The sequence below is a fragment of the Rhizobium sp. KDH_Rht_773_N genome (assembly GCF_052946295.1).
The window spans coordinates 4,332,143-4,358,443 of record NZ_CM129525.1 but is presented as its reverse complement, the minus strand read 5'-3'; the positions used below and the strand labels follow the sequence as shown (position 1 = coordinate 4,358,443).

Annotated in this window: 19 protein-coding genes; 4 read left to right on the top strand and 15 right to left on the bottom strand. The window is 61.8% G+C overall.

Features of this window, described 5'->3' with window-relative positions:
• Nucleotides 1-31 precede the first annotated feature (31 nt).
• The 3 genes from fabF to ACU8HS_RS21600 all read right to left on the bottom strand — a co-directional run bounded on the left by fabF (nt 32) and on the right by ACU8HS_RS21600 (nt 4,468).
• Nucleotides 32-1,297: a beta-ketoacyl-ACP synthase II gene (gene fabF / locus ACU8HS_RS21610; protein ID WP_447015172.1), complete on the bottom strand. Its 1,266-nt coding sequence runs from the start codon at nt 1,295-1,297 to the stop codon at nt 32-34.
• 114 nt (nt 1,298-1,411) lie between these two features.
• Nucleotides 1,412-1,918, bottom strand: coding sequence for a winged helix-turn-helix transcriptional regulator (locus ACU8HS_RS21605; protein WP_447015171.1), 507 nt, complete (start codon nt 1,916-1,918; stop codon nt 1,412-1,414).
• Between the two features lie 201 nt (nt 1,919-2,119).
• Nucleotides 2,120-4,468 carry a calcium-binding protein gene (locus ACU8HS_RS21600; RefSeq protein ID WP_447015170.1) on the bottom strand — a complete coding sequence of 783 codons (2,349 nt, stop codon included), beginning with the start codon at nt 4,466-4,468 and terminating at the stop codon, nt 2,120-2,122.
• A gap of 258 nt (nt 4,469-4,726) precedes the next feature.
• On the opposite strand from ACU8HS_RS21600, the gene ACU8HS_RS21595 reads away from it, so the two are divergent.
• Both ACU8HS_RS21595 and ACU8HS_RS21590 read left to right on the top strand, forming a co-directional pair.
• Nucleotides 4,727-6,442 (top strand): type I secretion system permease/ATPase, encoded by a 1,716-nt coding sequence (locus ACU8HS_RS21595; protein WP_447015934.1) that lies wholly within the window; start codon nt 4,727-4,729, stop codon nt 6,440-6,442.
• Nucleotides 6,439-7,737, top strand: coding sequence for an HlyD family type I secretion periplasmic adaptor subunit (locus tag ACU8HS_RS21590; RefSeq protein WP_112567867.1), 1,299 nt, complete (start codon nt 6,439-6,441; stop codon nt 7,735-7,737). The genes ACU8HS_RS21595 and ACU8HS_RS21590 overlap by 4 nt, the downstream gene beginning before the upstream one ends.
• A gap of 57 nt (nt 7,738-7,794) precedes the next feature.
• On the opposite strand, the gene fdhA is transcribed toward ACU8HS_RS21590, so the two are convergent.
• The 5 genes from fdhA to ACU8HS_RS21565 all read right to left on the bottom strand — a co-directional run bounded on the left by fdhA (nt 7,795) and on the right by ACU8HS_RS21565 (nt 16,648).
• Nucleotides 7,795-8,985 carry a formaldehyde dehydrogenase, glutathione-independent gene (fdhA, locus tag ACU8HS_RS21585; protein WP_113414503.1) on the bottom strand — a complete coding sequence of 397 codons (1,191 nt, stop codon included), beginning with the start codon at nt 8,983-8,985 and terminating at the stop codon, nt 7,795-7,797.
• Between the two features lie 279 nt (nt 8,986-9,264).
• Nucleotides 9,265-12,114: a M16 family metallopeptidase gene (locus ACU8HS_RS21580; RefSeq protein WP_447015169.1), complete on the bottom strand. Its 2,850-nt coding sequence runs from the start codon at nt 12,112-12,114 to the stop codon at nt 9,265-9,267.
• 778 nt (nt 12,115-12,892) lie between these two features.
• Complete coding sequence (locus ACU8HS_RS21575; RefSeq protein WP_447015168.1) at nt 12,893-14,500, bottom strand: winged helix-turn-helix domain-containing protein; 1,608 nt, start codon at nt 14,498-14,500, stop codon at nt 12,893-12,895.
• A gap of 352 nt (nt 14,501-14,852) precedes the next feature.
• On the bottom strand, nt 14,853-15,854 hold the full coding sequence (locus ACU8HS_RS21570) for an IS30 family transposase (protein WP_447015167.1): 1,002 nt from the start codon (nt 15,852-15,854) through the stop codon (nt 14,853-14,855).
• Between the two features lie 125 nt (nt 15,855-15,979).
• A complete protein-coding gene (locus tag ACU8HS_RS21565) occupies nt 15,980-16,648 on the bottom strand; it encodes a DUF2161 domain-containing phosphodiesterase (protein ID WP_112568273.1) in 669 nt (222 codons plus the stop codon).
• A 188-nt stretch (nt 16,649-16,836) separates the two neighbouring features.
• On the opposite strand from ACU8HS_RS21565, the gene ACU8HS_RS21560 reads away from it, so the two are divergent.
• Nucleotides 16,837-17,448 (top strand): TerC family protein, encoded by a 612-nt coding sequence (locus tag ACU8HS_RS21560; RefSeq protein ID WP_112567859.1) that lies wholly within the window; start codon nt 16,837-16,839, stop codon nt 17,446-17,448.
• On the opposite strand, the gene ACU8HS_RS21555 is transcribed toward ACU8HS_RS21560, so the two are convergent.
• From ACU8HS_RS21555 to metG, 3 genes are read right to left on the bottom strand one after another with little or no spacing between them, the layout of a single operon-like run.
• On the bottom strand, nt 17,445-18,257 hold the full coding sequence (locus tag ACU8HS_RS21555) for an MBL fold metallo-hydrolase (RefSeq protein WP_112706190.1): 813 nt from the start codon (nt 18,255-18,257) through the stop codon (nt 17,445-17,447). The two genes, ACU8HS_RS21560 and ACU8HS_RS21555, sit on opposite strands and share 4 nt — an antisense overlap.
• A gap of 4 nt (nt 18,258-18,261) precedes the next feature.
• Nucleotides 18,262-19,044, bottom strand: a complete 783-nt coding sequence (locus ACU8HS_RS21550) for a TatD family hydrolase (protein WP_112754478.1) — start codon at nt 19,042-19,044, stop codon at nt 18,262-18,264.
• 4 nt (nt 19,045-19,048) lie between these two features.
• A complete protein-coding gene (gene metG / locus ACU8HS_RS21545; protein WP_112706192.1) occupies nt 19,049-20,602 on the bottom strand; it encodes a methionine--tRNA ligase in 1,554 nt (517 codons plus the stop codon).
• Between the two features lie 234 nt (nt 20,603-20,836).
• Between metG and ACU8HS_RS21540 the strand changes: the two genes are divergently transcribed.
• Nucleotides 20,837-21,625 carry a sulfite exporter TauE/SafE family protein gene (locus ACU8HS_RS21540; RefSeq protein ID WP_112567851.1) on the top strand — a complete coding sequence of 263 codons (789 nt, stop codon included), beginning with the start codon at nt 20,837-20,839 and terminating at the stop codon, nt 21,623-21,625.
• 36 nt (nt 21,626-21,661) lie between these two features.
• Here the strand turns inward: ACU8HS_RS21540 and ACU8HS_RS21535 are convergent, their stop codons facing one another.
• The 4 genes from ACU8HS_RS21535 to ACU8HS_RS21520 form a co-directional block, all read right to left on the bottom strand.
• Nucleotides 21,662-22,687 carry a DNA polymerase III subunit delta' gene (locus ACU8HS_RS21535; protein WP_447015166.1) on the bottom strand — a complete coding sequence of 342 codons (1,026 nt, stop codon included), beginning with the start codon at nt 22,685-22,687 and terminating at the stop codon, nt 21,662-21,664.
• Nucleotides 22,680-23,357, bottom strand: a complete 678-nt coding sequence (gene tmk, locus ACU8HS_RS21530; RefSeq protein WP_112706194.1) for a dTMP kinase — start codon at nt 23,355-23,357, stop codon at nt 22,680-22,682. Before tmk ends, ACU8HS_RS21535 begins: the two co-directional genes overlap by 8 nt.
• Nucleotides 23,358-23,482: 125 nt before the next feature.
• Nucleotides 23,483-24,676, bottom strand: coding sequence for a D-alanyl-D-alanine carboxypeptidase family protein (locus ACU8HS_RS21525; protein ID WP_112567845.1), 1,194 nt, complete (start codon nt 24,674-24,676; stop codon nt 23,483-23,485).
• An 82-nt stretch (nt 24,677-24,758) separates the two neighbouring features.
• A complete protein-coding gene (locus ACU8HS_RS21520) occupies nt 24,759-25,889 on the bottom strand; it encodes a septal ring lytic transglycosylase RlpA family protein (protein WP_447015165.1) in 1,131 nt (376 codons plus the stop codon).
• Nucleotides 25,890-26,301: the final 412 nt, after the last annotated feature.

Below are 26,301 nucleotides of genomic sequence, written 5' to 3'. Positions count from 1 at the left end.
TAGGCGATTTTCGGCGCAAGGAAAGAGCCGGTCAGGACCAGCGGCGGAAGAGGGCGCTGGCGTTCACGCCGCCGAAGCCGAAGCCGTTGGTGATCGCGTATTCCATCGCCACCTTGCGGGCCGTGCTGCCGACGAGATCGATGCCCTCTGCCGCCGGATCGGCCGTCTCCAGATTGCGCGTCGGCGGGGCGATCTGGTCGCGCAGCGCAAGGATCGTGAAGATGGCTTCAAGCCCGCCTGCGGCACCCAGGAGATGACCGGTCGCGGATTTGGTGGCGCTGACGGCAATGCCGCCGTCGCGGCCGAAGACCGTACCGATCGCAGCGATCTCGCCTTTGTCACCGACTGGTGTCGATGTCGCATGGGCGTTGAGATGCTTGACCTCGGAGACCGGAATCTTCGCCTGCCGCAATGCCGCTTCCATCGCCCGGCGGGCGCCGTCGCCGTCTTCCGGCCCTGCCGTCATGTGATAGGCATCGGCTGCCGTGCCGTAGCCGACCAGTTCGGCAAGCGGCGTCGCCCCGCGCGCCAGCGCGTGCTCAAGTGTTTCGATGACGAGAATGCCGGCCCCTTCGCCCATCACGAAGCCGTCTCGGGCCGTATCGAAGGGACGCGAAGCAAGTTCCGGCCTGTCGTTGAAACCGGTCGAGAGTGCGCGGGCCGCCGCAAAGCCGCCGAGGCTCACCTTGTCGATGCAGGCTTCAGAACCACCGCAGATAGCGACATCCGCCTCGCCGGAGCGGATCAGCCGCGCCGCATCGCCGATCGCCTGAACGCTTGCGGCGCAGGCCGTCACCGGCGCGCCGAGCGGTCCCTTGAAACCATAGCGGATGCTGACCTGACCGGCCGCCAGGTTGACGAGGAAGGACGGCACGGTAAAGGGCGAGAGCCGCCGCACGCCGCGTGTCTCAGCCGTGCGCACCGCATCGGCGATCGCGGGGAAGCCGCCGACGCCGGACGCGATGATCGTCGCGGTCCGCTCGCGCTCATCCACGCCCTCGGGCATCCATCCGGCCTGGCGCACCGCTTCGTCGGTCGCCATCATCGCGAACTGGATGAAGCGGTCCATCTTCTTTTGATCCTTGGGCGAGACCGCGCGGTCGGGATCGAAGCCGGCTCCCGCATCCTCCTCGAGCGAGGGAACGACGCCGCCGACCTTTGCAGCAAGGTCGCCGACCACGTCCTCCGGCAGCACGCGCAGACCGGAACCACCCGCGACAAGCCTGTTCCATGCGGTCTCCACGCCGACGCCGAGCGGCGAAACAAGTCCCATGCCGGTGACAACAATGCGTTCCATGGATTCGTCCTTTCTAGAGCAAGTCCAGCATAAATGCGCAGTCGGTTTGCGTTCGGAATTGCGCAAAAACAAAGAGATCGAGCATTTCCGGCACTCCGGGGGAAACGAGGTTTTCTAGGCATCGATGCCAAGATAATAAGCGCGCATGCGAGCAATCCGCTCGCGGTCGCTTTCCTCGGCTGCCGGCCCGGGCAGCAGGCAGGTGTTTTCGGGCTTGAGTTCTTCGCCATTGGCCGCATCCACCAGGACCGGCCGGCGTTCCTCACCGGAGGCGGCATTGCCGAGCAGGAAGGCAAGGTCCTCTTGCGGAACGTGCCGGCGTCCCCAGGAAAACAGAGCCATCAGAACAGGGAAGAAATCGCGCCCCTTGGCCGTCAGAACATATTCGTAGCGGGCAGGGCGCTCGCTATAGAGCCGCTTCTCGAACAGCTCCTCGTCGATCAGATGCGCGAGCCGTCGCGTCAGGATATTCGGCGCAATGCCGAGGCTCTTCTGGAATTCGTCGAAACGCGTCAGCCCCTGAAAGGCGTCGCGGAGGATCATCATGCTCCACCAGTCGCCGACGCTGTCGAGCGCGCGCGCGGCCGGGCATCTGAAATTGGCGAAGCTTGTTCGTTGCATGATGCAAGTCACTACAGAAGTCACTTGCATCATGCAAGTCACTTGTCAGTCTTTGTCCCGCCCGAAAATCTGCGCCGGAAGAACGCCGGTTACGAGATCCCCGCGTGGCCGATGGGGCGCATCCACATCGGCATGCGGCAAGAAAAAGGGCTCCGCAAAGGAGCCCCGTGAGGTCCGCCGCCTGAAGACGTCGCGCCGCTTTCAAAGAAACAGGAAGTCGTCGTGATGAAGCGTCGCCAGATTGGTGAGCGTCGCAACCTGAACGGCCGCACCGCGCCCGTTTCCGTCGGCATCGTAGAAAAGCGCGCCGCTGGACTGGTTGTAGATGAGCCTGTCGTTCCCATCCATTGCCTTGATGCCGATAACGAAATTGGCCGATGAGAAGCTGGACGGATCGATCGCTGCGAAGATGTCATGGTCGAGCACGATCTTGTCGCCGGCCGCTGCGGAAAAATCTTCTATCTTGTCGACATTGCTCGCCTTGCTCGGCTTTGTGCTGAATACGAAATAATCCGCCCCGGCGCCGCCGTTCAGGGTGTCTATGCCGCCGCCGCCGATCAGCCGGTCGTTCCCCAGACCGCCGTAAATGATGTTGGCGCCGGTATTGCCCGTCAGGACGTTGTCCGCATCGTTGCCGGTGGCGCCGAGCGCTGCCGAACCTGACAGCGTCAGATTTTCCACCGTGCCCAACGCATTCGCCAGATTGAAGGAAATGGAGGAGACGACGGTGTCGTTGCCGCCGCCGTTGGTCTCGTCGACGATATCGCCGGCAGATTCGACCGTATAGGTATCATCCCCCAATCCGCCGGCCATGCGATCGGCGCCCTTCATGCCGTTGAGATTGTTGTCCCCTGAATTGCCGGTGAGGATATTGGCTGAGCCGTTGCCGGTCGCATCGATATCGGCCGTGCCGATCAGGACGAGGTTCTCGACGGTCCCGGTCACATGGTCCGTGTCTCCCAGGCTGAGGGAAATGTAGGATTTGATCGTGTCCTTGCCGGAGCCTCCGGCCTCTATGACCATGTCGTCGGCATTGTCGACGATATAGGTGTCGTCACCGGCCTTGCCTGTCATACTGTCGCCGCCGGCGCCGCCATTCAGCACGTTTGCCCCGGAATTGCCGACGAGAATGTTGGCGAGGCCATTGCCGGTGGCGTTGATGCTGGCGCTGCCGGTCAGGGTCAGGTTCTCCACGGCGCCGATCACATGCGCAGGATCCCCGAGGCTGAAACTGATCGACGACATGACGGTATCGGTCCCGCCGCCGCGGCTTTCGTCGACGATGTCGGTCGGCGAGGTGACGGTGAATATATCGTCGCCGGTACTGCCATAAATGTGGCCGGGTTCCTGCGGCGCCCCTGCGCCCGCTGCGATGTTGATGATGATCGGATGGTCGACGACATCCACGTTCAGCGAGGAGACGTTGCTGAAGCTCTTGACGGGCGAGCTGCCCGTCAGCGGATCGTAGACCTGCACCGTCCCGAAAGCGCCACCCAGATTGACGTTGACGCTGGCCGTTGCCGCCTGGATCGCCTTGTCGGTCGTCTGGTTCCAGATATCCGGTTCGTTCCAGATGATGATCTGGTAGCTGCCGTCGGATTTCTCCGTCAGGTAGCTTCGCGCCGTCGATGGCAGCCCGCTGATCGAATAGTTGAGCGTTCCCGGATTGAAGGTCGCCTGCGTTGCCCCGTCATCCCCAAGAATTTCCGTCAGGTTGTGGATCGCCGTTGCAGCCGGCTTGGGGGAATAATCCAGGCGAAACAGCCCGAAATGCTTTTCCTGGTCGGCGCCTCCCGGATCGGAATAGGCATCGAGAAGCTGATAGATGAACGTCCCTTTCGATCCGAGAAAGGCGCCGTCCATCAGCGTGTTGAGAAGCAGCTTCGCCTGCGTCGTCTCATCGACGCCTTCCCAACCGCCATTTGTATCGGCGGTCAGCGACGTGTGGTAGCCGATTTCGGTGATGGTCAGCGGCTTGCCGGGGTCGGCGCTCATCTGGTTGCCGGATTCGCGCTGGAGCCAGGTGAAGGGCTGGTCGCCCTCCTTCGCATAGGTGTGGATCGTCGTGTAGTCGTTGGAAGAGGCAACCGTGTAACCGGTAAAGCCGAGAACCGGAATGTCCTTCAAAAGCGGATCGGCATTTACCGCGTTGAACAGGTCCTTCTGGTAGGCGAGTGCGGCGGCCTCTCCCGACAGTCCCTTGTAGGAGACGGGCCAGTTGTTGACTTCGTTCGGGCCTTCGATGCCGACGATCGAACCGGGATGCGCCTCCACGAAGGCGTGCAGCCTCTGGACGACGGTGGCAGGAGTATCGTCACGCCCCGAGACGAAGACGAATTTTACGCCGGCATCCGCCGCATCCCCGAGATGGCCCTGGCCATAGGGGTCGGAAGCGGGGGTAGGGGCATGATCGCGAACCGTGTCGAGGCCGAGATAGTCCAGGGCTTCAACAACCTCTGCGATATTGGCGTATTTTCCATCCGTGTAATCGATGTGCGTATCAATTCCGAAGGAGTCGATAACATCATTAATTCTAACAGCTTGGACCATTATTGCGCTCCTCGCCCGGAAGTAGAATTTGCTGCTTTGATGGTATAGTGATTCTCTTCAAAAGCAATTTGACTCTATACAGTGGAATCCGCCAAAGTTATGGTCTGTTAATCATATTGTATTGCTCGCAATATGTTTGCGAAGCGGCGACTGAATTGCCCTGTACAATCAGCCAGGATGTTCCACGGAGATTCGATATTGAACGGACTTGGCATCTCGCCGGCTCGTCAGGGCGGGAAAGACCTCGCCGCAGAGGCGATGCGACGCAGCCGCGGAGGTTTGATTGCCGTCGCCGTTGCCAGTGCCCTGGTCAATTTGCTTTATCTGACCAGCTCCTTCTTCATGCTGCAGGTCTACGACCGCATCATACCGAGCCGCAGCATCCCGTCGCTGATTGCGCTCGCTCTTCTGGCATTGCTGCTTTATGCCTTCCAGGGCGCTTTCGATCTTGTGCGCGGGCGCATCCTCGTGCGCATATCCGGTGTCTTCGACGAGGTGATGAGCCGCCGTGTGTTCAAGGCGACGCTCAAGGCGCCGCTCAAGGGCAGGGCGGCGGGCGATGGCCTCTCCCTGCTGCGCGACTTCGATCAGGTTCGCAGCTTTCTTTCCAGCTCCGGCCCATCAGCCTTTTTCGATCTGCCCTGGGTGCCGCTTTATGTCGGCATCTGCTTCCTGTTCCATCCCATCATCGGCATCATTGCCATTTGCGGCGCGCTGATCCTGATGGTGCTGACCTATCTGACGAACAGAAGTTCGCAGGCTTCAACCAAGAGGGTCCACGAACTCGCGACCGAAAGAAACGCGCTCGCAAGTGCGGCGCAGCGCAATGCGGAAGTGGTCCAGGCCATGGGCATGGCCGACGAACTCGCCGACAACTGGTCGGCACGCAACGATGCCTATCGCGAAGTGCAAGGCAGCAATGCCGATACGGTCAACGGCTATGCGATCGTCTCGAAGATCTTCCGCATGGCGCTGCAATCGGGCGTGCTTGCCGCCGGCGCCGTGCTGGTTATCGAAAACATGGCTTCGGGCGGCATCATCATTGCCGCATCCATCCTGACATCGCGGGCGCTGGCACCGGTCGAGCAGGCGATCGCCAATTGGAAGGGCTTCGTCGCGGCCCAGCAATCCTGGAGCCGGCTGCGCCAGATGCTGGCCCTGTTGCCGGAGACGGTTTCGCCGCTGGCGCTGCCGGCACCCTCCCATGAGCTTTCCGTCGAGGCGGTCTCAAGTGGCCCGCCCGGCAGGCAGGAACTCATCGTCCAGGGGGTCAGTTTCACGCTGGCGGCAGGCAGCGCGCTCGGCATCATCGGCCCGAGCGCTTCGGGAAAATCCTCGCTGGTGCGCGCCATCGTGGGCCTCTGGCCCGTGTATCGCGGTTCGGTGCGCATCGACGGCGCAGCGCTCGGCCAGTGGGATGACGCCGCGCTCGGGCGCCATATCGGCTACCTGCCGCAGGATGTGGAACTCTTTGCCGGCACCGTCGCGCAGAACATTGCGCGTTTTCGCAGGGATGCGAAGGCAGAGGAAATTATCGCGGCAGCGCGCAATGCCGGCGTTCACGATCTCATCCTGCGGCTCCCCAAAGGCTATGAGACCGAAATAGGGCCTGATGGTTCCATGCTCTCCGCCGGCCAGCGTCAGCGCATCGCGCTTGCCCGCGCGCTCTACCGCGATCCCTTCCTCGTCGTGCTCGACGAGCCGAATTCCAACCTGGATATCGACGGCGAGATGGCATTGGCGGGTGCGATAGCGGGCATTCGCCAGCGGGCCGGCATCGTCATCGTCGTCGCCCATCGTCCAAGCACGCTTTCGAGCGTCGATCTCGTCCTGGCGATGCGCGACGGGCAGGCGCTGGCTTTCGGTCCGAAGGACCTCGTGCTTGCCAAGGTCGTCCGCACCGAAAATCTGACCGAACAGCCAAGACATGCGGCATTGAAGGTGGTTGGCGACGAAACGGAGCAAGGCAGATGACGATGCAGTCGCAACGCTCGCTGAACCGCCATATCCTGTCCGTCTGGGTCCTGTCCGTCGCCCTTGTCGGCGGCATGGGAGGCTGGGCCGCTTCGACCGCGCTGTCCAATGCCGTCGTCGGGCAGGGGACTGTGATCATCGACCAGAACGTGAAGAAGATCCAGCATCTGACGGGAGGCATCGTCTCGGAACTGATGGCGCGGGAAGGGGCGCATGTGCAGGCCGGTGACGTCCTCCTGCGTCTCGACAGCGCCTCGGTAAAGGCCAATCTCGCCATCATCGACAGCAATCTTGCCCAGCTTCATGTGCGGCGCGCGCGCCTGCAGGCCGAACGCGTCGGCGCGACGGAATTTTCCACCGACGACCTTGCCGCGGATGGCATCGATATCGCCGCCAACAGGAACCTCGTCGACGGCGAGCTCCAGCTCTTCAACGCTCGCCAGTCGTCGCTGCTCGGCATGCGCAGGCAGCTGGAAGAGCGCAAGGCGCAGCTAGCCGAGGAGATACAGGGCGATACGCTGCAACTCGCATCGATCGACGAGGCGATCCGGCTCGTCGATCAGGAATATGATGCCGCAAGCAAGCTCTATGACCAGCAGATCGTCACCATGCAGCGGGTCAACAGCCTCAAGCGCCAGCGTGTCGAGCTCGACGGAAATCGCGGCGAGCGCCTTTCGGCCCGTGCGCAGGCCGAAGGCAAGATCGCCGAGATCAACCTGCAGATCCTGCAGCTCGACGAGGATCGAAGGACGGAGAATTCCAAGGACCTGACCGATGTCGAGGCCAGGATTTCGGAGCTGCAGGAGCGCCGCATCGCAGCCGTCGATCAGCTGAACCGGCTGGAGCTGCGCGCCCCGATGAGCGGGCGCATCTATCAGCTGACTGTCCATACTGTCGGCGGCGTCGTCAATCCCGGCGAGGTTCTGATGCTGCTGGCGCCGGATCAGCGCGACCTGACCATCGAAGCCAAGATCGCCACGCGCGATATCGACCAGCTTACGCTCGGCCAGAAGGTCGATATCCGCTTCAGCGCCTTCGACCAGCGCACCACGCCGGAAGTGCAGGGCGATGTCGTATCGATTTCGCCCGATGTCGTGACCGAGCAGCGCAGCGGCCTGGACTATTATCCTGTGCGCATCAAGCCGGAACCGGCAAGCCTGGAGAAGCTCACCGACATGGCGCTCTATCCCGGCATGCCGGCCGAGGTCTTCATCAAGGTCGCGGACCGCTCCGTCATCTCCTACATGACGAAGCCGCTGATGGACCAGATCAGCCATACGTTCCGCGAACAGTAGCTGGCCGGCCGAAGGGCAGGAGGGCCGGGACGGCTTCGCCCCGGCGCATCCTGTCGCTCACGCCGCCCTGGCGATTGCGCCATGCGGGTCGAGAACGAATTTCGTCGCCGCACCCTGGTCGAAGCTTTCATAGCCCTGGGCGGCGTCTTCCAGCGAAATCACCTTCGCGTTGACGATGTCGGCGATCGGCAGGCGATCGTGCAGGATCGCCTGCATCAGCTGCCGGTTATATTTGAGCACCGGCGTCTGGCCCGTGTGGAAGGATTGAGCCTTGGCCCAGCCGAGGCCGAAGCGCAGCGACAGGCTGCCGTGTTTTGCGGCATCGTCCACCGCGCCCGGATCTTCCGTGACATAGAGGCCGGGAATGCCGATGGAGCCGGCGGCGCGGGTAATTTCCATCATCTGGTTCAGCACGATCGCCGGCTGCTCGCCGCCGGAATGTCCTCGCGCTTCGAAGCCGACGGCATCGATGGCGCTGTCCACTTCATTGGTACCGACCACCTGCGCGATCATGTCTCCGAGCCGGTCGCTCTTTGAGAGATCGATGGCTTCGAAGCCGACCCGGCTCGCATGGGCGAGGCGGTCCTTGTTGAAGTCGCCGATCATGACGACGGCCGCACCGAGGATGCGCGCGGAGGCGGCCGCCGCGAGCCCGACCGGACCGGCGCCCGCGACATAGACCGTCGAACCGACGCCGACGCCGGCGCGCACCGCGCCGTGGAAACCGGTCGGAAGGATATCGGACAGCATGGTGAGGTCGCGGATCTTGGCCATCGCCTTGTCGCGGTCCGGAAATTTCAGGAGGTTGAAATCGGCGTAGGGGACCATGACGTAACGCGCCTGGCCGCCGATCCACCCGCCCATGTCGACATAGCCGTAGGCGCCGCCGGCGCGTGACGGGTTGACCGTCAGGCAGACGCCGGTGTCCTGCGATTTGCAGCAGCGGCAGCGCCCGCAGGCCACATTGAAGGGCACGGACACGATATCTCCGACATCGAGCATTTCGACATCGATGCCTTTTTCGATGATTTCACCGGTGATTTCATGTCCGAGCACAAGGCCGGGCATGGCTGTCGTGCGGCCCCGCACCATGTGCTGATCCGAGCCGCAGATATTGGTGGAGATGACCTTCAGGATAACGCCATGTTCGATGCGGCGGCCATCCGGCGCTTCGAGTTTCGGATCGTCAATGTCGCGGACTTCCACTTTTCCGGGCCGCAAATAGACGACGCCACGGTTCTTGCTCATTTCCGTCTCCTCCGTTGAAGTCAGGGCAACGCGCGAGCAGCTCCTCCCGCTGCGGTTGCCTGTCACAGAGTAGACCAGAAAGATCGATGCGCCGTCCCGAAAGCGACGCTTTGCCGGCGGAAACCAGCAAAACCGGGCCAGGCGCCGGACGCATGATGCGGTCCGGCCACTCGCCCGGCGGACCCCGGGGCAGGCGGCTTTTCCCCGGCAGGCGGGGTGCGTTTTGCCGGGGCGCCGCGTTGGCGCCGGCACGGCTTCCGCTTCAGCTGCAGTGAGGGCCTATCTTACCGCCGCCGGCAACACTTCGAATTTCCAGAACTTGTCCGGCTGGAAATAAGTCGTGGCGAACCGGCGAATATCCTCGGCGGTGACTTTCTCGTAGCCGCTGAGATTGTTGCGTATTCGATCCAGGCGGCGAGGGTCCGTTTGAGCGCCGTTCAGATACTGTACCCAATATTCGTTGCCTTGTTGCTGGTGCCTCAGCGTCTCGACAATCGGCGCGCGGGCGCGCACCAGTTCGTCCGGCGACACATCGTTTGACCTGAGATCGGCGGCGATCCTGTCCACGAGCGCATAGAAATTTTCGACCTTGCCCGGTGTCGTCTCGACATAGAGATAGGCGTAGCCATAGCCGGGAATGTCCCATGACAGGTCCATTGCAGCCTGCGGGCTGTAGGTTGCGCCTTCCGCGATGCGGAACTGTTCGATCAGCCTGTTTTCGAAGATCTGGCCGGCAATATTCGCGACAAAGCCCCGCTGCATGTCTGAAAGCATATCCCCGACGGGAACGGCCACGATCGCTGCGGCATTGTCGGACCGGCCGTTATGGGTCCGCAGGACCGGCTTTTCGGCAGGGACGGGAAAATGCACGTCGTTTGCCATATCGCCTGGCGCCGTGTCCGGTCGGGCCGGCAAAGCGCCGAAGGTTTCGGCCGTCAGGCGGATCGCATCGTCAATCCCTATATCGCCGACGATGGTGATATCGATCGGACCGGTGGAGACGTGGGGCCGGAACAGTGCTTCGAAATCTTCAAGCCTTGTGGCGGACAATTGTGCGCGGTCAGGAAAGGTCCAGCGTGGATCGCCGGAATGCACGAGGCCGGCGAAATCGCGGCTGATGACGGCCCCCGGCGTCGCATCATACTGATCGAGATTGTTCAAATACGCCTGCTGGACGCGCTTGAAAACCTCCGGTCGATAGGTGGGATCGGAAGTGTAGGCGGCCATGATCTGCAATTGGGTCGCAAGATCCCCCGTCTGTGTCTGGCCGGTGAATTGAAAGGAGCTGTCGCCCACGGAAAAGTCGATGCCGGCGATCTTGGCGGCCAGCGCCTTCTGCAGATCCGGATAGTCCATGGCCCTGGTGCCTGACAGGACGACAGCCGGCGATGCCCAGATCGCCAGGGGATGGTCGTTCGGCAGGCCCAGCCGGCCGTGACCGATATCCTCGCGCACCAGCACCTCGTTCGCGCGCAGCTTGGTCGGCTTGATGGTGAGCCGCACGCCGTTGGCAAAGCGCACCATCGTCAGGCCGAGATCCTCCACGGCCTTGCGTTCGACGACAGCACCGGGCTCGCCGAAATGCGTATAGGGCCAGACGACGGCTGCCGCGGAGGAGGGCGCCGTGACGGGAACCGCACGGGAGGCGTCATAGACCTGCCGCAGGTCGTTTGCGCCACCCTTTGGTGCCTGTGCGGTCTGCAGCACGAGTTGCGGGCCGTTGCCGGAAAAGAGCCGAGCCAGCGTCTGGTTGACCTCGGCCGCCGTCAGCCCAGTCGCGATGTTTTCGAACATCGACAGGTCTTCGGCAGGCGAGGTGAAGACCTGGTTGTCATCGACGCTGTTGGCCAGCAGCGAAGCGATATCGGTGCTGGTGCGCGTCTGAGCACCCGCGGCAGCGGCCTCGAGCAGCGAGCGATATTCCGTGATTTCGCGATCGACCTCTGTCTGGTCGGCCCCGAACTGCTGGAAGCGGCGCTGCTCCTGATCGATGGCCGCAAGCGCCGCCTGCCACTTGTCCGCCTCGGAATTTGCCATGACGACGACCAGATGGGCAGAATCGAAAAGATCCTGCGATCCGACGGTGGCGCTGAGGAAAGGCGCATTGGCCCTGTTGGACATGGCGCCCAGCCGACGCTTGAGAACCAGAAGTCCAAGATCTTCGATCAGCTGCTGGCGGCGCTTGGCGAACGTGTCGGGAGAGGCGTCGTAGGGGCGCGTCCAGGCGATCTTTACATTCGTGGTGCCGCCGGGGACCGTAATGATCTCGGCACTTTCGCTTTTCGGCCGGAGCGTGCCGAGATCGGGTTCAGGCGGGGCAGGGGTGGTGGCCTTCCAGTCGCCAAAGCGTTGCCGGATCTGGGTTTCGATCGTGTCGGGATCGACATCGCCCACGACGATCAGCGTTGCGCGCTCGGGCCGGTAGTTGGCCCGGTAGTAGTCGCGCAGCAGATCGACAGGTGCGTTGCTGATGATGTCGACCTTGCCGATGGGAGCGCGCTCGCTCACGCGCTGGCCGGCGAGCAGAGAGTTCGTGACGCCGATTGCGGCGCGATATTGCGGCGTGTCGCGCAGCCGTTCTTCCGACAGGATGACGCCGCGCTCTCGATCGAAAGCGCCGGCATCGAGCGTCAGTTCGCTCGCCGTTTCGCGCATCAGCATCAGTCCGGTGGCGAGCGTGTCCGTATCGACCTCGGGCAGGTCGAGCGCATAGACGGTCTCGTCGTAGGAAGTGTTGGCATTGGTATCAGGCCCAAAGGCCAGGCCCTTGCGCTGCAGGATGCGGATCATCTCGTCGCCGGCGACATGCGTCGAGCCCTTGAAGGCCATATGTTCGAGGAAATGCGCAAGTCCCTGCTGATCGTCCCGCTCGTCGAGCGAGCCGGCGCCGATCCGAAAGCGGATGGCCGCCTGTCCCGGCGGCGTGGCATTGCGCATGATCGCAAACCGCATGCCGTTTTCGAGCGTACCGAAACGAATGCCGGGTTCCGCCTGCAGGTCGCTTTGCGTCTGGGGCCAGGGTACGGACGGATTTTCCGCAAAGGCCGGCAGACCCGATGCGAAGAGCGCGGCAAGCGCTGCCGCCAGGAGTTTCGAAAGGATAGGGAAATTCATATATTTGAGGGGCATTTTGTCCTGGCGCGGCCATTGGGAGGTGTGTGACATCGGCCGGACTATCAGGCAGGTCGCGACTCGCATCAACGTCTATTTTCCGTCACGGATAAGAGTTGAAAGGCGCGCTTGCCTGCAGATTGGGCAATTCAGGGAAGGGTCCCTTGTATTTCGCCCGTAGTTCCGCCCCGCGAAATATGCGGGGCGGCACCTGGTCGGTTCAAGGACATCCAGGCAGGGGCGCGGAAGCTACAGGGGAATTCCGCCGACGCCGGTGCTGGGCGGGCCGCTCGGGGCCGATGGAGCAGTTGAATTGGACGGGTGGACCGTGCTCGAGCTCCCATTCGCTTCGCTTGGTGAAAATTTGGAAAGATTATCAAGGAGCTCCTGGTTTTCCTGCTGTTCTTTCGCCAATTCCCTCCCGTCACTGACGAGTGTGCACCCCTGGAGGAGGCTCGCTGCGATTGACAGCGCTGCCGGAAGCAAGAGTTAGGTATTTGATACGCCGGACTTGAATTGGCATGTGAATAGGGTCCCTCAGCAAAAAATCTGCGCGCGGTTTTCTTTGACGCGTCGCGCTCGTGATGGTTTCAGCCAGTTATTGCCCTCTGTCTCCGCCTTCTGGAGGGATTGGATCGTCAGATCGGCAACAGCGGTCGTGGCTATCAGGCAATTGTTTGCCCAATATTTGAGAATTGAAAAAACCGGTCTCGTGATTGGTTTGAGCAGGCCGAGCGGCAGCGCCTGCCGCCAGAGCGTTCTCTGGCCTAGCCGCTTGCACCATTGGCAGCGATGTTCAGGCTGAGGTGAGGGAGCCTATGCTGCTAAGCACGAAGTCAGGCACGACCTTCTGGCCGTACAGTCGCGACAGATGCGCAATCATGTTGCGCATGATGTTTGCACGCCCTTCCTCGGATCTGACATGGCGCGTGGACGTAAAGTAGAGATACTCTATCGCCCTTGTCGCGCGATGGGAGCCGAGTTCAGCAGCAGCACGCTCTGATACGTTCGGTAAGGCCTGGTCCGGCTGAACGGCCAGCCAGCCGATCATCAGGGCGATCTCGGGCGGGCAATCCGTACCGAGGTTGCCCATATCGGTGGCCTGGGCTGCCGAAGGCGCGTTCTGGCCTGCAGCGAGCAGCGCGATATATTTCAGGACCCTCATATGGCGGTGGAATTCCGAGCCCGGTTCGGCCGCCCGGATGCCCTGATTGAAGAAACCGACAGCTTCGTCGAAATGACCGCGCGCAAACCGGAGCTGCCCGAGAATGGGCAGGGCGGCAGTGAAATCCTGGATCCGGGTGAGGGCGCGCTCGACGATTTCCTCGGCGAGTTCAAGATGGCCGCGGTTGATGAAATAGAGGAGCTTGGCGGCTCCCAGCATCAGCAGGGGTTTGTCCTCTATTTCTGGCAGGCACTCCAGCACGGTGGTTTCGATCTCGCCTTCTATGCGATCGCGTTCCGCAAGGTCTATGCCTTCGAACGGGCTGGTAAGCACAAGGCGCGCAAAGAGGTGCAAACCCCACTGGATCGCGGCGTCCGCATCGAAAGGATCCTGCTCGCGGCCTTTGGCAAGCTGTTCGCCGCTTGCCAGCCATTTCGGATTTGAGACGGACAACAGCGTGGAAGCGCTTCGGTGCCGAACTTCAGGCGCTTCATCCGTGGGGACGCCGAGCCCGTTCGACGCCTCTTTGAGGGCCTGTTGCAGCACGCTGACAACGCCTTCGGAGACGCGCGACGCCTCGTTTGCAAAGGCCCCGTCGTCGGCAGAATCGAGATGCAGGCGAAACGCTTTGACGATGCGCTTCGACGGCATTTCCCGCAAGGTGGCCGCGCAGTTGATGCGTCCGGCATCAGCGTGAAAACCCACCTGCAGAAAATAGCGCAACCTGTCATAGGCCGCGAGAAGATGCCGCTCGAGGACAACGACCTTGTAGCCGGCGCCGATACCGGCGGCAATCATCTCCTGAAGCTTGCCCATCAGGGACAGGCTCTGCTGACGCAGCGGGTGGCTCTGGAGCTCGAAGGTCGGACCGATAATGAGGAAGGCATCGATCGGATCGGTCCGGGACGGGGTCGCGATCCAGACATAGCCCTCGCCATATTGCGTTGCAATGAAACTGGGTGACTTCGCGTTGTCGCCGAGCTTCAAGCGCAACCTGTTGACCAGAAAATCGATATTGCGGTCGGATGGATCGGAGCCCGGTTGAGCGATCTCATCCAGCAGGCGGCTGCGGGTCATGAGGCGTCGCGGATTGCCGGTGAAGGCCAGAAGAAGGGCGCGTTCGTTCCTGGTGAATTGCAGTGTCTGCCCGTTGCGATGCACGAACATGCACGTCTCGTCTATGATAACATCTCCAAAATGGAGGTTTTGTGCCTTGGCTGAATCCGCAAATGAAATCATCTCAATTCCAACGCCTGACGGGCGCCGCAGCCAATGAGACGCTAAGCGACCGACGCCCAAACCCGACTGCGCGTGCTTATAAGATCAGTATGCGTAAAACAATATACGTCGTTTGACAGAAGCGATCGGCGCTCACAGCTTTCGACGACGTGGAGCCGGGATGCCATCCCGTCAATCGGCGAGGGTGCGCTGCAGATCGCGTTCGCTCATCGCAATCAGTCCCATCCGCTTGTCTCCCACGTCATCAAAACGTCAGGAGAGTGACATTCCAACTTTGCAGAAACAGGACATTCTAACTTTGCGGTGGAGAATCTAATCCAAGTGCATCATGCCTGTCTTAGAGGGTAGGGGATCAGCCTCCCTCTTGCAAATGCGCCATGAACACCTCGGTTGGTGTCCTGTATCCGAGGCATTTGCGCGGTTGATCGTTGATATGGCGCGTGAGATGGAGAAGGTCGCGTTGTGACACAATTGTCAGGTCTGTGGTGCCTGGCAGAAAACGTCGAATGCGCTTGTTGGTGTTCTCGACGGTTCCTTTTTGCCAAGGCGCACTTGGGTCGCAAAACCAGCTCCGCGCGCCGATCCCTTCTTCCAAAGCCCTGAATCCGGCAAACTCGGTACCGCGATCAAACGTGAAGCTTTGACGCGCAAAAGCCGGCAAAAGAGAAAAAGCTCTGATGATCTTGTCCATGATCGGGCGAGAATGCCGGCTTGGATTCTTGATGAGAACGGTGTAGCGGCTCTTACGCTCCACCAGGGACGTGACGTTGGCACGGCCGAGGGGACGCTCAAAGATGAGAAGGTCGCCCTCCCAATGCCCAAACTGCGATCTATCTCCAATAAATTCAGGACGTTGGGATATGCTATGCGAGGCTGGAAACACACCGTCACGCGGCTTCCTGGAGCGCAGTGGACGACGTTTGCGACGCGCCTCCGGGAGATACTGATAGAGACCAAGCCCGTAATCTTCCTTGCTGTAAATGAAGCGGTAGATTGTCTCTTTACAGACGCGGACGAGGCTGCGCCCCTCCAGCAACAGGCGCCCGGCAATCTGCTCCGGAGACCAGCGTGCCTCCAACTGGTTGATGATCTCCGTGCGTAAATCCGGGTGCCGCCGCAACTTTCTCAGCCGGCGTCGCCGCTCCTTAGAGATATCGTGCGCTACCGTGCTGTAGTAGCCGTCGTAGTCCGGCAGTTCGCGATCGTGAAACGTGTTGCGCTTGATCTCGCGGTAAATCGTCGAACGATGGCGGCCAAGCTGACGTGCCATTTCGGTGACGGGAACTTTTGCCGCCACCAGCTGATGTAGGCGTCGTCGGTCGGCGAGAGCAAGCTGCGTATAGCATCGGGACATGCTAAAATCTCCAAAGTGAAGCCGTTGAAATCATTGGCATGTCGCACTTGGAAATAGAATGTACCCGGCTACATATGAAGATCGCATAAGATAGATTATGGAACTAAAACCTATACCGGATGGCTCTACTCGGCCGCCTGCATCTCCGGCTGCGGCCAGCGTTGCAGCGCTTCCCGCCCGGCATCCGTCAGCCCATAGATGCCTCTGTCGAGCCGCTCGAACCAGCCGTAGACATTGGATCGCAGGATCTTGGCTGCCTCCGGCACGCCGGTCCTGATGTCGCGTGTGCGCAGCGGTCCTGACGCCAGAGCTGCCGCGCAGCCGAGTGCCTGCTGGCGATATGCCGTCATGAGCGGAGTTCGCGTGCTGCCGCCGAGCGCCGGATCGCCGCGGCGTTTCTGGTGCTCGCGCATGAGCCGCGAACGCCGCTTCGGATTTGTCCGCGGCATCGGCGATACGGAGCCGACGATGACGCTGACGTCGCCGGCATCCGAGATTCCCAGCATGCCGATACCGAGCCTGCGGCAGAGGTCGCGGTAGCGCTTGTCGGCCTCGCGGCCCTTGCCCTTGGCCGAAATCCGCGCCGCAATCCAGACTTCGTCGGAAATGGCCGCGCGATCGACGGCCTGCAGGATGAGTTCGAGATTGAAGCTCATCTTCAGTTCGCAGACCACGACCACGGGCGGATCGTCGTCGCTCAAGCCCACGAGATCGCAGCCGCCGACTTCGCCCTTGACGACATAACCTGCCTTTTCGAGAAAGCCTTTGACGGGCAGATAGAGCGACGTTTCCATGGGCCTGCGGATCGAAGAAAAGAATCGTTCCATAATCTACATCGATCCGCCGATACGCGACACCGTATCGATCGCATCAGCCGGATACACGGCATGGCCGTGGATGGCCGTCAATGCATCCCTTCTCAGGTTGACGGAAAACCCTCAAGACGCTAGCACGCTCCAAGCGTATTTGGGGGTAATTCAATATGGACATTTTCACAGCAGCCGGTTTGACGGCTCTGCTGCAGGTCATTGCTATCGACCTCGTTCTCGCCGGCGACAATGCCGTCGTCATCGGCCTTGCTGCCGCCGGCCTGGAAGCCACACAGCGCCGCAAGGCGATCCTTGTCGGTATTCTCGCGGCCACAGTGCTCCGCATCCTGTTTGCTTCCGTCGCCGTCTATCTGCTGGCAATCGTCGGATTGCTGCTCGCCGGCGGCCTGTTGCTTCTCTGGGTCTGCTGGAAGATGTGGCGTGAGCTGCGCGCCGGCCATGGCGAAGAGCATGCGAGCGAAGCCGGCGCGTCAGCGCCGAGGAAGACCTTCTTTCAGGCCGCGACTCAGATCGTCATCGCCGACGTTTCCATGTCGCTCGACAACGTGCTGGCCGTTGCCGGCGCAGCCCGCGAACATCCGAGCGTCCTGGTCCTCGGCCTCGGCCTCTCCATCGCGCTGATGGGCATCGCCGCGAACCTCATCGCCCGGTTGCTCAACAAGCATCGCTGGATCGCCTATGTCGGCCTGCTGATCATCCTCTATGTTTCCCTGGAAATGATCTACCGCGGATACCTCGAGGTCACGCACTATATCGCCGCCTAGACTTCGACCTCAAAGCTCATCTGGTCGAACGCCGGCACCACATGGTCCGGCGTTTGCGCCATGACCACGTCATAGTCGAGCGGCGTATGCATGTGCGTCAGGATCGCCCGCCTGGGCTTGAGCCGCTCGATCCAGTCCAGCGACTGTTCCAGTGAAAGGTGGCTGGGATGGTAGGCATATTGCAGGGCGTCGATGATGAGCATGTCGAGATCCCGCAGCTTTTCCACCGTCTGCGGCGGAAAATCGCTGACATCGCTGCAATAGGCCACATTTCCGATACGAAAGCCGAGCGAATGAATGTCGCCGTGCTGCTGCAGATGCGGCATGAAGGTAATCGTTCCGCCCGGCCCGTGGATTTCGACGGGCTTTTCCAGGTCCTCTATCACGATCGGCAGCGCAATCGGCGGATAGTTGCTGCCCGGCGGCGTCTCCAGGCAATAGCCGAAGGCCTCCCGCAGCCGGCTCATGGTGAACTGGTCGGCAAAGATCGGCACGCGCCGGCGGGTATTGTGGAAATAGCCGCGAAGGTCGTCGATGCCGTGAATATGGTCGGCATGCGGATGGGTGTAGAGGACCGCATCCACATGATCGACCCCTGCCCTGATCATCTGCTCGCGAAAATCCGGACCCGTATCGATAACCACGGTCGTTGCCGCGCCATCCGCCGAAAACTGCTGCACCATGAAGGCCGAGCGTGTTCTCCTGTTCTTCGGATTGTCCGGATTGCAGGCACCCCAGTCACCGGTAATGCGCGGCACGCCGGGCGACGACGAACAGCCGAGAATGGTGAACCGCTGCCGCCGTATCACGCCGCTAGATCCTCGGCATTTTGGAAAACAGGCGGAAAGCGTTGTCGGTGGTGATCCGCGCGAGCTCCTCGTAAGCAAGGCCGGTCGTCTCGGCAAGAACCTCGGCCGTGTTCACCACATAGGATGGCTCGTTACGCTTGCCGCGCCAGCGCTTGGGCGCGAGATAGGGCGCATCCGTTTCGACGAGCAGCCGGTCGTGCGGGATGGTCTTGGCGATCTCGCGCAGCTCTTCCGATTTCGGAAAGGTCAGGATGCCCGAAAAGGAGATGTAGCCGCCAAGCTCGACGCCGGTCCTTGCCAGTTCCGGACCGGCCGAGAAACAGTGCAGGATGAAGGGGAAAGCCCCCTTCCCCGTCTCCTCGGTCAGGATCGCAGCCATGTCGGCATCGGCGCTGCGGCTGTGGATGACGAGCGGAAGCTGCGTTTCCCGCGCCGCGGCGATATGGCGGCGAAAGCCGGTCTGCTGGTCCTCGGGCTTCTGCGTATCGTAGAAATAGTCGAGACCCGCCTCGCCGATCGCGACCACCTTCCGATGTTCATTGGCAAGCCGCACAAGGTCTTCCGTCTGGATATCCAGTTCGTCGGCCGCATTGTTCGGGTGCGTGCCGACCGAGCAGAAGACGGAAGGATATTTTTCGGTGATGGCAAGCAGCCCGTCGAGCTTGCGCACCCGGGTAGAGATCGTCACCATCTGTGCGACGCCGGCCGCATGGGCGCGCGCCACGATCTCGTCGCGCTCCGCCTCGAAATCGGCAAAATCCAGATGGCAATGCGTATCGACCAGCACGGCCTTAGGCCTCCACCGGGGCAACGTAGCGCGGGAAGACCGGCGTCGGCGCTTCGAGCGCAGTTCCGGGCACCAGGCGGCCTGCTTCGCCGAGCGCTGCGAAGTCGCGCTTGTCCGCGGGCGCGGCCACGAGGTCGAGCAGCTTGCCCGCCGATTCCGGCATGAACGGCTGCAGCAGGATGGCGATCTGGCGCACGACTTCGGCGGTCACGTAGAGCACCGTGCCCATGCGCGCCGGATCGGTCTTCTTCAGTGCCCAGGGCTCCTGGCCGGCGAAATAGCGGTCGGTCTCCGAGACGACGGCGATGATGGAGGCGAGCGCGCGGTGGATGAGCTGCTTGCCCATGTCTTCGCGCGTCGAGGCATGCAGCGCGTCTGCCTGCGCCAGCATCGCCTTGTCCTCATCGGTCAGCGGCCCGCATTCCGGGATCTTGCCGTCGCAATTCTTGACGATCATCGACAGCGAGCGGCTGGCAAGGTTGCCGATGCCGTTGGCGAGATCGGAATTGATGCGTGTGCCGATCGCCTCCTCGCTATAGCTGCCGTCCTGGCCGAAGGAGACTTCGCGCAGGAAGAAATAGCGCACCTGGTCGAGGCCGAAATGGTTCACGAGATTGACCGGATCGACGACGTTGCCGAGCGACTTCGACATTTTCTCGCCCTTGTTGAGCAGGAAGCCGTGGGCAAAGACGCGCTTGGGCAGCGGCAGCTTCGCCGACATCAGGAAGGCCGGCCAGTAGACGGCGTGGAAGCGGATGATGTCCTTGCCGATGATATGCACGTCGGCCGGCCAGTATTTCGCCCGCGGTCCGTTGCGGTCCTCGATATAGCCGGTGGCGGTGATGTAGTTGGTCAGCGCATCGACCCAGACATACATGACATGCGAGGGATCGTTCGGCACCTTGATGCCCCAGTCGAAAGTCGTGCGCGAAATCGACAGGTCTTTCAGGCCGGACTTGACGAAGGAGATCACCTCGTTGCGGCGCTCGGCCGGGCCGATGAAATCGGGGTTCTCTTCGTAGTGCTTCAGCAGCCGATCCTGGTATTCGGAGAGCTTGAAGAAATAGCTTGCTTCTTCCACCCATTCGACAGGCGTGCCTTGCGGGCCGTAGCGCACGCCGTCGGCGCGCAGCTCCGTTTCGTTTTCCTGGTAATAGGCCTCGTCGCGCACCGAATACCAGCCGGCATAGGAATCCTTGTAGATGTCGCCATTGTCGGCCATCAGGTTCCAGATGTTCTTCGACGTCTCGTGGTGACGCGCCTGCGTGGTGCGGATGAAGTCGTCGTTCGAAGCGTTGAGCAGCGCCGCCATCGCCTGGAACTCGCCGGAATTGCGGTCGGCAAGCGCCTGCGGCGTGATGCCTTCGGCGCGCGCCGTCTGCTGCATCTTCTGGCCGTGTTCGTCCGTCCCCGTCAGGAAGAAGACATCCTTGCCGTCGAGACGCTGGTAGCGCGCCATGGCGTCGGTCGCGATCAGTTCGTAGGCATGGCCGATATGCGGCTTGCCGTTGGGATAGGAGATCGCAGTCGTGATGTAGAAGGGGGTCTTGTCTGTCATGGCGGCCAATTCCGGCTTACTCTATAAAAATCGTCAGCCGCTCTTAGCGCATGTCTCGGGTAAGCGAAACATCAAGTTTGGCAGCCGCCGACGATTTCGCGGACACTCAGTCGTGAACTTGACTCGCGTTCTGACGCAATCTACCCCTTGTGCCGCAACAGGGCGGGACAGAAGCGAAGTGCCATTTTTCTTGATCTGCAGTCGTCAGGGCCGCGCGCCGTCGGAGGCGCATATTTGACGTTCGAGCCTCTTTATTCCCTGTCCGGTCTCATGGTGGGAGCGCTGGTCGGCATTACCGGTGTCGGCGGCGGCTCGCTGATGACGCCCCTGCTCGTGCTTCTCTTCGGCGTGCATCCGGCAACCGCCGTCGGAACCGATCTTCTCTATGCGGCGATCACCAAGACGGCGGGCACCGCGGTTCACGGCATGCATGGGCGTGTCAACTGGAGGATCGTCGGCAGCCTTGCCGCCGGCAGCGTCCCGGCCGCCCTCCTCATGCTCTGGCTTATGGCCGGTGTCGATCGCAAGAGCATCGGTGTCACCAGCTCCATCACGACGGCACTCGGCTGGCTGCTGGTCATGACCGCGATCATGCTCGTTTTCCGCAGCCAGATCCTTGCATTCGCCCGCCGGGCGATCGGCGAGCGCATGCCGCCGAAGCCGGCGACCATCGCCTTCTTCACCGTCGTTCTCGGCATCGTTCTCGGCGTGCTCGTGACCCTGACATCGGTCGGTGCAGGCGCCATGGGCGTCACGATCCTGCTCGTGCTTTATCCGCGGCTCGACGTGCGCGAGATCGTCGGTTCCGATATCGTCCACGCCGTACCGCTCACCCTTGTCGGCGGCATGGGATACTGGTTCATCGGCGAGATCGACTGGGCAATGCTCTTGGCCCTGCTGGTCGGCTCCATTCCCGGAATCGTGCTTGGCAGCCTGCTTGCGCCGAAACTGCACGAGCGCACGATCCGCATCGTGCTGGCGGTCACGCTGACCATCGTCGCCTGGAAGCTGCTGGCCGGCTGACCGGGCAACCCAGGCGACCAGCATGTCGAGCACGCTTCAGGCGCGCGGCTGCTTGATGTCGGAGAGCACTTCCATGATCGTCTGCTTGCGATCGAGATTATAGGCGTCGGAGACGGTCAGCTTCCCGGTGATTTCGGAATAGAGCCGCGCCAGGCGCTCGGCCGCCGCGATCTGCCCCCCGCCGGCCGCAAGGCGCGCGCGGTTCATGATGTCGTCGCCGACATGGCTGACGAAGAAATCGAAGATCGTATCGGCTTCCTTGCCCGAAAGCGCATCCGCAAGCCTGTGCATGGCCTTGCGCGCCGCCGGCCCCTCGGACGACAGGACGTCGTTATAGGCCTGGATGATCTCGCCGCCGCCATAGTTCAGCAGCTTCAGCGCCTCGCCGACGCTGCCCTTGGCGGCCGAAAGCAGGGCCTGCCCCTCCCCCTGGATGCCGAGATGCGAAAGGGCTGCGACCAGCGCGTTGTCGTCAAGCGGCGAAAGTTTCAGCGGCAGGCAGCGCGAGCGGATCGTCGGCAGCAGCTTTCCCGGCGCATGCGAGAGGACGAGGAACATCGCCCGCTTCGGCGGCTCCTCGAGGATTTTCAGGATGGCGTTGGCGGCATTGCGGTTCATGTCGTCGGCGGGGTCGATGACGACAATACGCCAGTTGCCGGTGCCTGATGTCTGCGAGAAGAATTTGCCGGCGCGGCGCACCTCGTCGATGGTAATCGCCGATTTGACCTTTCCGGTCTTCTCGTCGACCGGGCGGGCAAGATGCAGGAGATTGTGCGAGGCGCCCGAGGTGATCTGCCGGCTGACGGCAGAGGCCGGGTCCGGATCGGCAATGCGCTCTGGCGCGCTGGCGGGATCGGGATGCGACAGGATATGATTGGCGAAGCGGAAGGCGAGCGTCGCCTTGCCGATGCCCTCCGGGCCTTCGATCAGGATCGCATGATGGCCCTTGCCGGAGCGGTAGAACTGCGCCAGAAAATCCTCGGCCTCGTCATGGCCGAAAAGCTTCGTGTTCTCGGCCGGCCAGATGGCGCCGTCGAGCAGTCCGGGCCTTTCCTCACTCATGATGGGCCGCTTCCGGCATCCGCTCTGCGGCGGCCGGTTCCAGCAATTGCCTGACGATGGCGAGGATGTCGGCGGCAATCGCCTCTTCCGGCTGCGCGGCATTGACGACATGGCAGCGCTCCGGCTCGCGCGCGGCGATGTCGAGATAGGCTTCGCGCCGCTTCTCGTGCGTTTCGAGCGTTTCCTTCTCGAAACGGTCGGGGCCGCCGGTATTCCGCTTGATAACGCGTTCCAGCCCGAGCTTGGCGGGAATGTCGAGGATCAGCGTGCAGTCGGGCACCACGCCGTTGATGGCGATGCGCTGCAGCGTCTCGATGAATTCCGGCTCCAGGTTGCCGGTAACGCCCTGATAGACGCGCGAGGAATCCATGAACCGGTCGCAGAGCACGATCTTGCCCCTGGAAAGCGCCGGCCGGATGACCTCTTCCACATGGTCGTTGCGGGCGGCTGCAAAGAGGATCGCCTCCATGCGGGTCCCGAAGGCTTCCGCGGCACCCGAAAGCAGCACGTGGCGCACCGCTTCGGCGCCCGGTGAGCCGCCCGGCTCCCGGGTCAGCAGCACGTCATGGCCTTCGGCTCGAAGGGCCTCGGCGAGGCGGCGGATCTGCGTGGACTTGCCCGCGCCCTCTCCGCCTTCAAACGTAACGAACAATCCTGTACCGGACGACAATGACACTTTCCCGCATTCTGAGCGCCGCGCTCATCCTCTATCTATCCGAAGATAGTGCGGAACGAAACCTTTTGCCGCGGCGACATATTCACCTTCCCCGGCAAATTGCGGCAACAATGTTCGGCTCAGCTCTGCTCGGACGTATCCCAGAGCCACGAGAAGAACAGCGATTCGCCAAGCTCGAGCAGCGCGTCGACCGCGCGGCTGCTGAGCGAGCCGACTTCCACCGATTGCACCGTATAGAGCGGCACTTCGCGCAGCATCCTGTTGCCGGATACGATGCGCAGCGTGCCGACTTCCGTGCCGGCCTTCACGGGCGCCGTCAGCGGCCAGTGATAGACGATCCGGGCGGCCAGCCGGTCCGGATTGTTGATCGGAACATAGACGCTGACCGGCGCCTTGGCGACGAGATCGACGGTGCGCGCCGTGCCGCCATAGACGCTTGCCGCGCCGATGACTTCCTTGTCGGCAAAGACCTGCCGGCTCTCGAAGGCCGTCAGCCCCCATTCCAGCACGCGCTTGGCCTCTTCCGTGCGCTCCTTGTCGGAGGCGATGCCCGCAAGCGCCACGAAGAGCCGCCGTCCGTCGCGCTGCACCGAGGCGACGATCGAATAGCCCTCCCCTTCCGTAAAGCCGGTCGCCAGGCCGTCCGCGCCGAGATCCATGCCGAGCAGCGGATTGCGGTTACGCTGGAAGATCTTGTTCCACTCGAAATCCGGCTGGGCGAAATAGGAATAGAGAGAGGGATAGGATGTCTGCAGATCGGCAGCGAGCGTCACCAGTTCCCTGGCCGTCACCTTGCTCTTGCCGTCGGGAAGGCCGGTGGAATTGCCGAAGACGGCCTTGTCCATGCCGAGATCGCGAGCGCGCCGCGTCATCGAGGCCGCGAACTGGTCTTCGCTGCCGGCCATGCCCTCGGCAAGGATGATGCAGCCGTCATTGGCGCCCTGGATCGCCACGCCCTTGATCAGGTCCTCGACGCGAACCCTCGATTTCAATGCCGCAAACATCGTGGCCGCACGCGAAGGCGCGCCGCCCGTGCGCCAGGCATATTCAGAGACGGGATATTCGGTATCGAGCGAAATCTGCCCCTTGCTGACGGCATCGAAAACGAGATCCATCGTCATCAGCTTGGCAAGCGAGGCAGGCGCAAATACCTGGTTCTCGTTCTTGGCGAGAAGCACCGTTCCGGTCGAGGCTTCGATCATGTAGGCCTGTGCGGCCTTGGTGACGAAACCGGCCTCGGTGCCTTCTGCGGCAAGGGCCGCGGAAGCGGGCAGGAGCAGGCATGCAAGGAGGCGAAGCAGCGGCTTCAACATCGCAATTCCCATTGATCGTGCGGATTGATTCAGGAGGGTAAAGCGAGCCGGAAGCCGATGCAATTACACTTTATTGTGCGATTTATCGCGCCTTCGCACTGCCGCCGTTCTGACGTTTGAAGGAGGCCAGGATGGATTCCTGCGTCAGCCCGTCGTTGCGCACCATCACGGCGTCGAAGGCGAGCGGAACCTTCACCGTGACCGCCTCTTCCTGATAGTTCATGGCAAGCGAGGCGCCCTTCGACCAGCCGTTCGGCCGCTCGTAGGGAACGGGGCCGATGTCCGGCAGGACGACCATCTGTTCCATGGCCGGCGCGGCATTGTAGGCCGGCGGCGGGGTCAGGAAATGACCGCCGGCCGGCGCCTGCATCGGCACGGGCGCGAGAGCCGGAGCCGCATTATACTTCGCGCTCGGCGTATTGCCCGCATAGGCGGTCGAGGAGAATGGCACCGGCACGTTGGCGGGCGACGGATCGGAATAGTCGCCGAGGCTCTGGAGCTGGTCGCCGGTGATCTTCTTGCTGTTGGAGGCGACCATGACGCCGGTCGCAATCTGCCCCTCACCCGGATAAATGCCCGGAATGCGGCTGCCCTTCGGAATATAGGAGGCCATCAGATAGGGCATGTCGTGGCCGTCGAGCGGCGCCTTGCCGACATATTGCACGCGCACCTTGCCGGTGCCGCTGTGCTGGAGGTCGAGCATGGAGGCAGTCTTGTTGGACAGGTCGATGATGCGGCCTTCGTGATAAGGCCCGCGATCGTTGACGCGCACGATGATGGACGAGCCGTTTTCGATATTGGTCACGCGCGCATAGCTCGGCAGCGGAAAGGTCGGATGCGCGGCTGAAAGGTGCATCTGGTCGTAGACTTCGCCGTTCGCCGTCAGGCGGCCGTGAAAGGCAGAGCCATACCAGGAAGCGATACCCACCTTGTTATAGGAATAGTCTTCCTTGGGGTAATACATCTTGCCCTTCACCACATAGGGATCACCCACCATGTAGCGGCCGCCGCCCTTGGGGATATTGTTGCCGGTGGCAACGCGCGGGCTGGCTTTGACGCCATATTCGCTCTCGGAGAAATATTCCTTGCCGTGGGATTTCTTCTTGGGAACCGCCTGTGTCGTGCCGCAGGCCGCCACAGTTGCGCACATGGCCGATACCGCCAGCCACCGTGCCGCCGTTGCGAAAGACGCCGCCCCGTAATTCAGTTTCATATGCCCCACGCCGTCAAAGACTAATATGGTTAAGGAACTCGTTTTTAAATGAGTTGGAGTTGCCTTATGCCCTGCCTGCCTAACGAGACTTTAATCTTGTGGATATCGTGGCGAATTTGCGAACGATTTCGCGACGATAGGTCGAATTCTAACGCTTATGGTTAATGTTTGGTTGATTTTAACCTGTGCGGGAACGAGATGGCGGCGGTTTTACTGCGCGACCCCGACGCTTTCTTTCGCGACAGCCTGTTCGGTGCGCCGCCGTCATACTGTCCCGCAACGGGACATTTCCTCCTGTCTTTATAAATAGTTGCGTAAGGCAGGTAACGTCCCGTTAAGGATGCCGCGGAAATGATTGCGTTCTGTCAAGATGCATGACGCGTCGATTCCAGAGGATGAGAAGCCTCAGTTT

Coding starts and splice junctions, on each gene's coding strand:
- fabF (WP_447015172.1), bottom strand. CDS start 1,297: ATGGAACGCATTGTTGTCACCGGCATGGGACTTGTTTCGCCGCTCGGC.
- ACU8HS_RS21605 (WP_447015171.1), bottom strand. CDS start 1,918: ATGCAACGAACAAGCTTCGCCAATTTCAGATGCCCGGCCGCGCGCGCG.
- ACU8HS_RS21600 (WP_447015170.1), bottom strand. CDS start 4,468: ATGGTCCAAGCTGTTAGAATTAATGATGTTATCGACTCCTTCGGAATT.
- ACU8HS_RS21595 (WP_447015934.1), top strand. CDS start 4,727: ATGCGACGCAGCCGCGGAGGTTTGATTGCCGTCGCCGTTGCCAGTGCC.
- ACU8HS_RS21590 (WP_112567867.1), top strand. CDS start 6,439: ATGACGATGCAGTCGCAACGCTCGCTGAACCGCCATATCCTGTCCGTC.
- fdhA (WP_113414503.1), bottom strand. CDS start 8,985: ATGAGCAAGAACCGTGGCGTCGTCTATTTGCGGCCCGGAAAAGTGGAA.
- ACU8HS_RS21580 (WP_447015169.1), bottom strand. CDS start 12,114: ATGCCCCTCAAATATATGAATTTCCCTATCCTTTCGAAACTCCTGGCG.
- ACU8HS_RS21575 (WP_447015168.1), bottom strand. CDS start 14,500: ATGATTTCATTTGCGGATTCAGCCAAGGCACAAAACCTCCATTTTGGA.
- ACU8HS_RS21570 (WP_447015167.1), bottom strand. CDS start 15,854: ATGTCCCGATGCTATACGCAGCTTGCTCTCGCCGACCGACGACGCCTA.
- ACU8HS_RS21565 (WP_112568273.1), bottom strand. CDS start 16,648: ATGGAAACGTCGCTCTATCTGCCCGTCAAAGGCTTTCTCGAAAAGGCA.
- ACU8HS_RS21560 (WP_112567859.1), top strand. CDS start 16,837: ATGGACATTTTCACAGCAGCCGGTTTGACGGCTCTGCTGCAGGTCATT.
- metG (WP_112706192.1), bottom strand. CDS start 20,602: ATGACAGACAAGACCCCCTTCTACATCACGACTGCGATCTCCTATCCC.
- ACU8HS_RS21535 (WP_447015166.1), bottom strand. CDS start 22,687: ATGAGTGAGGAAAGGCCCGGACTGCTCGACGGCGCCATCTGGCCGGCC.
- ACU8HS_RS21525 (WP_112567845.1), bottom strand. CDS start 24,676: ATGTTGAAGCCGCTGCTTCGCCTCCTTGCATGCCTGCTCCTGCCCGCT.
- ACU8HS_RS21520 (WP_447015165.1), bottom strand. CDS start 25,889: ATGAAACTGAATTACGGGGCGGCGTCTTTCGCAACGGCGGCACGGTGG.